Source organism: Methanofollis sp. (assembly GCF_028702905.1).
Taxonomy (GTDB): Archaea; Halobacteriota; Methanomicrobia; order Methanomicrobiales; family Methanofollaceae; genus Methanofollis.
In genome coordinates this window covers 1-8,169 of sequence record NZ_JAQVNX010000093.1, presented here as the reverse complement: position 1 = coordinate 8,169, position 8,169 = coordinate 1, and the positions used below count along the sequence as shown (strand labels likewise).

Below are 8,169 nucleotides of genomic sequence, written 5' to 3'. Positions count from 1 at the left end.
CGGAGGCGGCGATGACCTCCGCCACCCCCTCCTCGGTCTTGAGCGAGGGGTCGACCTCCGCCCAGAACGTTTTTGCCTCAGGCGAGGGGTCGGCGGTGAACCAGACCGCATCGGAGACGGCCATATATCCGCCATCTTTCAGGTATTCCCGCCAGTACGAGAGGCCCTTCTCAAAGCCGATGATGAAGATCGAGCCCTCGGCCCAGATGAGGTCGAAAGAATTTTTCTCGAAGGGCAGGGCATCCATCGAGGCCCTGACCGTCCTGATGCGGTCGGCGACCCCGGCCTCCCTCGCCCTCCTCTCCAGGTCGGCGAGGACAGGGGGGTGGACGTCGACGGCCGTGATCCTCGCGTCGGGGCAGAGGCGTGCGAGGGCGAGGGTCTGCATCCCGGCCCCGCAGCCGATATCCAGGACCTCCGGGTTCTCGGGGAGGTCAGGGATCATGCGGAAGGCGCGGGCCGTGCACTCGTCGTTGCCCGGCCCCTGCCTGGGGAGGGTCTCGAAGAGGCGGCAGATGAGGGAAATGTCCATGACCTTTCTTTTTCACCGGACGGTTTCAAAATCCTTCTGGTCGACCCTGGCACGGCCCTGCGCCTGCAGGAAAGAATCTCAGATATAAAGAGTCTGATGCCGGAATGATGCGACATCTCGCTATCGCTGGACCGCCGAGATCGGCTACTGGCTTTCGGAAAAATACTGGGGGAGGGGGATCGCGACCGATGCGGTGCGGGCGACCGTCTCCCGTGCCTTCGACCTCTACCCAATCGTCCGCCTGCAGGCCGGGGTCTTCGAGAACAACCCGGCGTCGATGCGAGTGCTGGAGAAGTGTGGGTTCATGCGGGAGGCGATCATGAAGGACGGCGTCGTCATGGACGAGTACCTCTACGCCCTCGTGAAGTAAAACCTGTAGACACACGAAGGGTTCCACAAAACTAGTGTGACATGAAATATTTGATAGAAAATTATTTGCTATACTGGTTGTTTATTAAAAATAATGTTTGGTAAAGAGAACCATAAAAAAATAATCAACAGATGTATTTATTGTGGAAATACAGGGCCACAATTGACTGATGAACATATTATTCCATACGCATTAAATGGAGATTTTATTCTTAAAAATGCAAGTTGTTCAGAATGCCAAAAAATAACATCGACATTTGAATCTAATGTTCTAAAATATATATGGGGAGATTTTAGAAATGGTGCAGGATTTCGTTCTAGAAATAAGAAAAAAAACAATAAAATAGAGATATCTATCATAAATAAAAAAGGAGAAGAAGACAAACTCATCCTTCCAAAGGATGAGCAAATGATCTATATTATTTTACCCGAATATGAAGAGCCGGGATATCTCATTGGAAAAGATAACAAAGGAGTAAATGTTGTCGGTACTACCACTTTCATTCACACCCCAAAAATGCCCATTGAGAACTTTAGGGAGAAATATGAGTTATCTGGATTTAAAATTTCAAGCACTTATTCCTATAGTGATTTCCCTAGACTTTTGATGAAAATAGCATATGGAATGGCCATTTTTCAATACGGATATGATTGCTTTGAAGAAAATTATGTGCTCCCTTACATCCTTGATAAGCATAAAGATGGATTAGGGAATTTTGTTGGAACAGCAAAAAATAAAATTATACTCCCTCAGGCGGGAATTGTGACTATTCTGCTTGGATTTGTAAACAACAGTTCAGATCTTATGGCTAATATTAAATTTTTTCCGTCTATAAAAAATGGAGAGGAAACAATGCCAGAATATCTTGTAGTTCTCGGACATTTAAAGGAACAATTTATTCCAAAAAATAAATAATGCCATCAATATGAGGCCTGGATCCATGCTTAAAATTGGGTTTTCGAGGCCCTTGTTTCTGTCAGGATGTACTTATTTTACAGCCAGGGTTAGGAACGCTCTATATTCCCTGCCCTGTGACGACCATGAAGATCCCCCATCCCCACGGCGGGTACATTTCCTGATCCGGGAGGCGCTCCAGATGATACTCGAAAACATAGGCCCCGAGATCGAAGGGAATTTTGTGAAGGTGATCGTTGTTCTGTCGAGGCCCGTAAGCCAAGACATTATGAGGCCAACGTACCGATGTGACTGCCAGAGAATTCCCGCATTTCGACGCCATCATACTCGCGGTCTGTGGGTACTGTGACTGGGAACTGGAGATGATGTTCCCACTCCCTGGGTGGCCCAAACGAGCCGAGGATCCGATCCTCCCGCGTCTTTATCGGTGATCCCTCCATGGAGGAACCGACACGTCGCCGGGCTTCAGGTCCACCCCCTCGGCACAGTCTTTGGGGTGGACCGGTTGCCCAGACTTCCACGGTGGAAATCAGCGATCTTCATCCTTCCACAGCTCCGTCTTTCTCCGGCGGGTACCCGACCACGGCGAACAGCGCCGTCGCAAGGAGGAAGATCACAGGGAGTGTTGCAAGCGTTGCCGTCAGACCGAAGTGGTCGGCGATCACGCCAGAGATCGAACCGCCGATCCCGCCCGCACCCATAGCAATCCCCATGAACAGGCCCGAGGTATCCTGTGCTCATGAGAGCCGCTCCTTTTGTTTCTCCTTTGTATCATCTGAAAGTTCCCGGATCCACGGGTCATAGACGAATTCCATTGCAGAAAAGACCCGATCGAGTACTTCCAGCTCCTTCTCTTTCAGAGGGTCAATACGGGAGGCGATCTGTTCGTACATCTCCGTGTGGATCCATTCGTGGTTCTGAAATGCGATCTGCCCTTTTCTGGTGAGCTCAAGAGCAACCTCCATATCATTTCGCAGGCCGCGAACTTTTTTTTACAAGTCCGCGTTTTTTCAGCCAGGTTATCGTCTGGGATGCAGCGGAGGGCGTTACACCAAGGATGTCGGAATGATCCGGAGGTTGTTCTCCGGTGCCGTTCCGATCGCCTAGATTGTGTGGATCTCGGATAGGTGCAGCTGGACGTCCACCCCAAAATCATGGGGCAGACTTTCCATCACGTTCATTTTGTTCCAGATCCTCAACCAGACCCTGTTAGATCGGGGAATAAAAAAGAAATATCCTCAGACATAATAAAGAACTGGTGTTCGAGATTTGATGGACAAAATAAATGGTTACGAATATGACTTTGCGATCTCCTATGCAGGAGAGGATCTCAACATTGCCAAAAGAATTAAACAGTCCATAACAGAGATATCTGGAGATTATAGTATTTTTCTTGCATCAGACGAGCAAAGTACCCTCGTGGGTAAAGATGGAGAAAAATTTTTTCAAGACTTGTTTCAAAATTCCAAACAAGTTATTGTTCTTTTCTCAGAAAATTATAAAAGAAAAGAATGGCCTCGTTTTGAATTTGACATTATCCGGAAAAGAGATGAAAATAATAGATTTATACCGGTTAAATTAGACAATGTCAATATCCTTGGCCTTCCGTCCACTGTATTCTTTATTCCTTTCTCCAATAATTATGATTCCATTGCTGATATAGCAGTTCAAAAACTGATAGCATTTGAAAAAGATAACCATGTCCCAAGAGAGACTGAATTCCAAAAAAAGAGACGAGCACTAAAGAACTCAAGAGGTTCGATTGATAAAGCATATCAGTTAATCCTTGATAATCGTGAGAGAACTCCTCTTGAAAGTATTGATTATCCCGAAGGAGATTTTCAGAAATCTTATTCAATCATTGACTTAAATGATGTATCCTATTCAAAGATATCGAGGATAAGAGCAAGGATAAATTTACCTGCCAACTTGAGTGAAGAAGCCGTAAAATGTAATTTAAAACATTGCAATGCAGATATCTTTAATAAACACAAACCAGAAGCGGTATCAATACTCGCATATTCTGATCGTGCTTCAAATTTTTTGGGATTCGATGATAAATTCAACGTTGCGTCATGTGAATTTGCTCTGTATGGTGACTGGGCTAGGGCAGAAGAAGGCTTCGCATATAATATGCCCGCAAATAAATTTGAATACAAAATACAATTAGAAATGAGTTATTTTGATGAACATTTAAAAATAATGTCTGGTTCGGAGATCGCTGAAAACCTTATTATGGAAATTTTAGATGAGAATATAATCGAGATAATTCGAAATTCTCAAGGTACGAATACTTCAGAGATTTTGAAAAAAAATGAAAAAATTAAACCAGATATAATTAGAAAAAGATTAAGGGCACTAAAAAAGGAAAATCGGATTAAAAGGGTTGGTACTAAATATAACTGGCATTGGGAGATGGTTGAAAAGTAGTGGTATTCTCTTTTGTGAAAATCTCTTTAATATTAGTGAGTTTAACTACCTCCCTTGCGATCCAGCCGGGAGACTACGTCCCCGATCCTCGAAAATCACAGATTTTGTAGTCCCGCAGCGCAAGCGTGGGGCAAGGTACGTCGATCAGATGCCTCCTGAATATATCCGCTTCAGCGATCTGTTCACGGACGAGAGAGCGATCCATAAAGCGATCCGGGTATGGAAGTTTCTGCACAGCCGAGAGTATAAGAGAAACCGCGACGGAAAAATGAAGCGATGAACTCGGGGTTACAAAAATCCGTCCGGCACCATGCCCCCTTTGCACAGCGCTATTATGACCTGTGGATGAACGCGTATGTGATGCCGGTGCTGTACAAGACCACATTTCATCGCCATAAAGAGATGATGAAGGAGATGCTTTCAGGTTTTCAGAATATTCATGCCCTCGACATCGCCTGCGGGAACGATCTCTGCGAAAAAGTCCTCGACAGGACCAATACCTGTACGGGCCTCAAAATCTCGTCGGAGAGGTTGAAAGAAGCAGGCACTCTCCTCAATGCAGAAAATATCCCCTTCGATCCGGTCAGGGGGGACTTCATGCACTTCCCTTTCAGAGACGAAACATTTCGCCATGTCATATGCTCGCTCGGGCTGCATTTTGTGCCTGACATCAGAGAGGCGATAGGGGAGGCCGGCCGGGTCATGAGACCTAGGGCGGTGTTTGTGTGCTGTTAGCCGGTGATGGAGAGTGGTCTCTTCGTCGATGTGTACTGGAGGTATTATTACAAAAAATGGCGGTTCAGTGCACCGATATTTGAAAAAGATATCCGAGAGGCGTGTTCTGCATCGGGCCTAGAATTTCGTCGCCATGCAAAGAATAGAAAACGTCTGTACTTCACGGCGCAAAAGAAGGAAGCGGTCTGACCCTATTGCAACCGCCCGACGGGAGCGTCGGCATGTGCCTCTTCAGGAAGTCAACGGCATACTCCTGCACCTCTTTTGACTCCGGGTTTACCCGGAAGCAGAGATGGGAGCCTTCCTCGACCCGGATACGTTCCGCATTCTCGATGAGTTCGTACGCACGTAGAGGGGGCTGGGATCTCCCCTCTCACAGCCCGAGGACCTCGAGCCCCCAGAGGATCCCGATCATCACCAGCACGAAGGGGACGACCACCACCCAGGGGTTCACATGGAGGTACTCGGGGACCGTCAGGATCTCGTACTCGCCCCTCCCCAGGATCCCGCCGACCAGGCGGGGGTACAGGCGGGCGAAGACCCCGGCGCCGACGACCATCCCGACCATGCCGCCGAAGAGGGCGTCGAGAGCGCCCGCCCCGACCGCACCCGCAACCGTCCCCGGACACCAGCCGAGGACGGCAAAACCGGCGCCGAAGATGAGGCCGCCTATCCCCACCGTCCCCAGGGTCACGTTCTTGCAGTGGATACGCACCATCTCCCTCCCCTTGAGGAGATAGAAACCGATCATCCCGACGATCACCGCGGAGAGCATCAACTTCACCACCGTGAAGTCCCGGAGGAGGAGCTGGCCCATGATGACGTCATAACTGGTGACACCTCCCTTCTGGAGGAAAAAGCCGAAACCGATACCGATGAGAAGGCCGATCAGAAGCTGGGCCTTCGTGTTCGCGTGCAGGTCTTTGAGCATCCCCCTCACCCGACCCCGTAGATGACCATCGCCACCGCGATGCCGCCGATGAAGAAGAAGGCCGCCGCGAGCATGCTGTTCACCGAGAGCTGGATCGAACCGCTGATCCCGTGGCCGCTCGTGCACCCCCCGGCCCACCGTGAGCCGAAACCCAGGAGAAAACCGCCGATGAGGGCGAAGACCAGGCGGACGAGGACGCCCTCGCCGAAGGTCTCCGCCCAGAGGGGCGGCACCCAGGAGAGGACGAAGCTCCCGGAGAGCGTGGCCGCGATGAACGCCCCGATGACGACGCCGGGGACGACCATCCAGGTGCCGTCGATTGTCGGGACAAACTTCCTGTAGTACGGGTGCTCCTTCACCGCCTCGCCGCGCACCGCCTTCTCCACCATGCCGCTCGTCTTGGCAAAGGCCGTCGAACACCCGAGAGACCGGTTTGCCAGGAGAAACGAGAGCACGGCCATCACGCCCACGCCGGCCCCCGCGAGGTACGGGGACCACAGGGCTGCCGTAAGATAGTCGACCATAGCATCCCCGACCATGCCGTCCCTCCAGATAGAGATGCCGCCTCACCTTCGCACCCCGCCATGCAACCTATGTATCTGGCAGGCCAACAGTACAGGGCAATGGCCCCCTTCAACCTGAGCCCCTCCCTCATCGCCCGGTATTTTTTCCATGACTGCCCGCGGTTCCTGCGGTACAGCGCGACGCCGCAGGCACGGAGGCGGGCGGAGGGCATCCCCGACGCCGTCGAGGATAAGAGCATCACCTCCCGTGTCCTCACCACGAAGGGCTTTGCCTGGGAGGACGAGGTCGTCGGCAGGCGGATACCGGGGAAGGTACTCGTCGCCGACGGGGGGACGGTCATCCACGAGCGCCGGTTCTCTGTACCCGAGAGCAAAAAAATCCTCGCCGCGGTGAGGCCGGGGACAGGGGTCTACCAGTCCACCCTGATCATCCCGGCGAAGTTTTACGAGCGGCACGGCCTCGACCCGTCGGTCTGCACCTTCAACGAGTGCCGCCCCGACCTGGTCTGGTGCGTGGACGGGGAGAAACGCCCTCTCCTCAGGGTCATCGACCTGCAGGCGACCGACCAGGTGAAGACCTCCCACCGCATCCAGGTCGCCCTGTACAGCCTCATCCTGGAGAGCGTCCTCGCGGAGCACACGATCGACCGTGCGGCCGACGGAGCGGCGGCGGGCATCTGGCTCCAGGACGCGGAGACGCCCGAGATGATCGATATCGGGATGGACACCGGCGTCCTCGCCACCTTCCTCGCCCGCGACCTCGAACCTATCCTCACCGTCCCCCACGCCGACCTCCCCTGGCACCTGAGGCCGGCATGCGAGACCTGCCCCTTCTTCGCCTCCTGCCGGAGGGAGGCGGAGGAGACAAACTCCGTCTCCCTCCTGCCGGGCCTGACGCCCGCGGGGCGCCGCTTCCTCCGCGAGAGGGCGGGGGTCGAGACCCTCGACGACCTCGACCGCTTCCTCGCCGGACCCGACGCCGACGACGTGGTCCGGACCTGCGGGTCCCTGCGGGGAAGAGGGGAGCGCCTCAGGGCAGGGGTCGGCGCCCTCAGAGAGGGGAAGGTCGTCCCCCTCGGCGGCACCTCGTCCTCCCTGCCGCGGCCTGAAGGTGTCGGCATCGTCCTCACCCTCGCCCGCGAACCTGCCGGGAAGAGGGTCTATGCCGCGGGCTTCAGGCGCTTCAAGGGGACGGCGGTGTACGGGACGCCGTACAGGGAGTGGACCTCCGTCGCCCGCACCGGGGACGAGTGTGAGGCCGTGGTGCAGGAGTTCGTCCGCACCCTCGCCGCAGAACTGGAGGAGGTCGAGCGGTTCAACGCGGGGAAACCCTTCGCCGAGAGGAAGTCCCTCCAGACCTATGTCCTCGACGACAGCGAGCGCCGCATCTTCCTGGAGGCCCTGAAGGGGTGCGACGGCCCCGACGCCGAACGCCTCCTCGCCTACTATGCCGGCGAGGGCGAGGCGGCCCGCGTCAGGTACCCGGTCGTCGTCCTCTCCCGCGTCCTTGCCGAGTGTCTCGCCCTCCCCGTCCCTGTCGCCTGCCGCCTCCCCGACGCCCTCGCCGTCCTCCTCGGCCCTGACCACCCGGCCTCCTTCAGGCCTTCCCCCCTCTTCTGGCCGGAGACAGGGAACCTGATGAAGAGCGACGCCGTCTATATGGCATGGTACGAGGGGAAGGACGAGGCAATGGAATGGATCGAGGGCGAGGTCAGGCGCCGCCTGCGGGCCG

The 8,169-nt window shown here is 53.8% G+C and carries 8 protein-coding genes and 2 pseudogenes; 5 read left to right on the top strand and 5 right to left on the bottom strand.

Annotation, left to right across the window (positions count from 1 at the left end; translation table 11 throughout):
- Positions 1-532 (bottom strand): class I SAM-dependent methyltransferase (locus PHP59_RS10060; protein ID WP_300166573.1); only part of this gene is annotated, 532 nt, incomplete at its 3' end.
- Between the two features lie 133 nt (positions 533-665).
- Between PHP59_RS10060 and PHP59_RS10055 the strand changes: the two are divergent.
- A pseudogene (locus tag PHP59_RS10055) lies at positions 666-902 on the top strand (GNAT family protein); the annotation flags it as partial.
- Positions 903-995: 93 nt separating this feature from the next.
- Complete coding sequence (locus PHP59_RS10050) at positions 996-1,817, top strand: HNH endonuclease (RefSeq protein WP_300166571.1); 822 nt, start codon at positions 996-998, stop codon at positions 1,815-1,817.
- A 539-nt stretch (positions 1,818-2,356) separates the two neighbouring features.
- On the opposite strand, the gene PHP59_RS10045 is transcribed toward PHP59_RS10050, so the two are convergent.
- Positions 2,357-2,530, bottom strand: a complete 174-nt coding sequence (locus PHP59_RS10045) for a hypothetical protein (RefSeq protein ID WP_300166569.1) — start codon at positions 2,528-2,530, stop codon at positions 2,357-2,359.
- A 24-nt stretch (positions 2,531-2,554) separates the two neighbouring features.
- On the bottom strand, positions 2,555-2,782 hold the full coding sequence (locus tag PHP59_RS10040; RefSeq protein WP_300166567.1) for a hypothetical protein: 228 nt from the start codon (positions 2,780-2,782) through the stop codon (positions 2,555-2,557).
- 307 nt (positions 2,783-3,089) lie between these two features.
- Here PHP59_RS10040 and PHP59_RS10035 point away from each other — a divergent pair, with 307 nt between their 5' ends.
- Complete coding sequence (locus PHP59_RS10035; protein ID WP_300166566.1) at positions 3,090-4,247, top strand: toll/interleukin-1 receptor domain-containing protein; 1,158 nt, start codon at positions 3,090-3,092, stop codon at positions 4,245-4,247.
- Positions 4,248-4,523: 276 nt separating this feature from the next.
- A complete protein-coding gene (locus PHP59_RS12715; RefSeq protein ID WP_366943748.1) occupies positions 4,524-4,982 on the top strand; it encodes a methyltransferase domain-containing protein in 459 nt (152 codons plus the stop codon).
- A gap of 373 nt (positions 4,983-5,355) precedes the next feature.
- On the opposite strand, the gene PHP59_RS10025 is transcribed toward PHP59_RS12715, so the two are convergent.
- Complete coding sequence (locus PHP59_RS10025; protein ID WP_300166562.1) at positions 5,356-5,913, bottom strand: YeeE/YedE thiosulfate transporter family protein; 558 nt, start codon at positions 5,911-5,913, stop codon at positions 5,356-5,358.
- A gap of 5 nt (positions 5,914-5,918) precedes the next feature.
- A complete protein-coding gene (locus PHP59_RS10020) occupies positions 5,919-6,452 on the bottom strand; it encodes a YeeE/YedE thiosulfate transporter family protein (protein ID WP_300166560.1) in 534 nt (177 codons plus the stop codon).
- Between the two features lie 45 nt (positions 6,453-6,497).
- Between PHP59_RS10020 and PHP59_RS10015 the strand changes: the two are divergent.
- Positions 6,498-8,169: pseudogene (locus PHP59_RS10015) on the top strand (ATP-dependent helicase); the annotation flags it as partial.

Bases quoted from the DNA above. Each gene is read 5' to 3' on its own strand.
- PHP59_RS10050 (WP_300166571.1), top strand. From the start codon at position 996: ATGTTTGGTAAAGAGAACCATAAAAAAATAATCAACAGATGTATTTAT.
- PHP59_RS10045 (WP_300166569.1), bottom strand. From the start codon at position 2,530: ATGGGGATTGCTATGGGTGCGGGCGGGATCGGCGGTTCGATCTCTGGC.
- PHP59_RS10040 (WP_300166567.1), bottom strand. From the start codon at position 2,782: ATGGAGGTTGCTCTTGAGCTCACCAGAAAAGGGCAGATCGCATTTCAG.
- PHP59_RS10035 (WP_300166566.1), top strand. From the start codon at position 3,090: ATGGACAAAATAAATGGTTACGAATATGACTTTGCGATCTCCTATGCA.
- PHP59_RS12715 (WP_366943748.1), top strand. From the start codon at position 4,524: ATGAACTCGGGGTTACAAAAATCCGTCCGGCACCATGCCCCCTTTGCA.
- PHP59_RS10025 (WP_300166562.1), bottom strand. From the start codon at position 5,913: ATGCTCAAAGACCTGCACGCGAACACGAAGGCCCAGCTTCTGATCGGC.
- PHP59_RS10020 (WP_300166560.1), bottom strand. From the start codon at position 6,452: ATGGTCGGGGATGCTATGGTCGACTATCTTACGGCAGCCCTGTGGTCC.